This window comes from Mesorhizobium sp. WSM4816 (genome assembly GCF_055811535.1).
This window is the reverse complement of record NZ_JBVVQR010000095.1, coordinates 1-1,010: the sequence shown is the minus strand read 5'-3', so window position 1 is coordinate 1,010 and position 1,010 is coordinate 1. Positions and strand designations below refer to the sequence as shown.

Annotated in this window: 1 protein-coding gene; it reads right to left on the bottom strand. The window is 60.1% G+C overall.

What is annotated here, in order from left to right:
- Positions 1 to 5 precede the first annotated feature (5 nt).
- Positions 6 to 911 carry a DMT family transporter gene (locus tag AC0L3H_RS32935; RefSeq protein ID WP_473495735.1) on the bottom strand — a complete coding sequence of 302 codons (906 nt, stop codon included), beginning with the start codon at positions 909 to 911 and terminating at the stop codon, positions 6 to 8.
- Between the last annotated feature and the right edge of the window lie 99 nt (positions 912 to 1,010).

Sequence of the window (1,010 nt, the reverse complement as noted above, 5' to 3'; positions counted from 1 at the left end):
GCGCTTCACCTCGCAGATCTTAGGGCGAACAGCCCCGCTCCGCAGATCAAAACTGCGCCGAGAACGGTGGTGATCTTCGGCACCTCGTCGAAAAACAGCAGCCCCCAAAGTGGAACCCAGACGATGGCGGTGTACTCGAAGACGGCAACGTTGCCTGCTGGGGCAAGGCGGTAGGCCTGGGAAAGCAATGTCATTCCGGCAGATGCGATCACACCGCAGCCGGCCATCAGCAAAGTATCCTGGAGCGTAGGCCAGACCCATGGGCGCGTGAGGAAAGCAAGGCTTGGATGATTGGCGTCTTCAAGGCCGCCCAAGCTCACAAGCGCCGCCAGCGCCGGCGCGCCGGTGAGGAAGGCCAGGTTCTGATAGAAGGTGATAACCGCGGCGACCTCGCTGTCGCCAAGCTTCCTCGCCAAGACCTGGGCCGACGAGTACAGAGCAGCAGCCAGGAGGGTCAACGCAGCTGCCCACTCGAAGACAGCAAGACCCGGTTGCAGCGTTATGATGACGCCGAGCAGACCGACAATGAGCGCGATCAGGGTTGCGGTGTGAGGTCGCTCTCCGAGGAAGAGAATCCCGAGACCTGCAATGATGAGCGGGGCGACGAAAAAGAGTGCGACAGCATCGGCCAGAGGAAGCGCTGCGATCGAGAGATAATAGAACAGGTATGCTCCCAGCGAGATTACGGCTCGGATGGCGAGCAGCCCGGCCCGTTTTGAGAAAATAGACCGCAGTCTGGCTGTCGCCCCTACCAGCACCAGCAGAATGGGCAATGCGACGATTGATCGAACAGTCATCGCTTGCGTAACGGGATAGGTGTCCGAGAGGCCCTTCAGGATCACGTCCTGCAGTGAGAAGACGAGAACGCCCAGGCAGAGGAAGCCAGTGGCTGCTAAGGACTTGTTCTGCATGGGTACGTCCTAGTGAAGGGGCGCAGCTAGCTTGGCTAGGGCCGAGCTCGATAGGGCCTGCACAGCCGCACCTGTAATCCACACTGACGTGAACGTTTG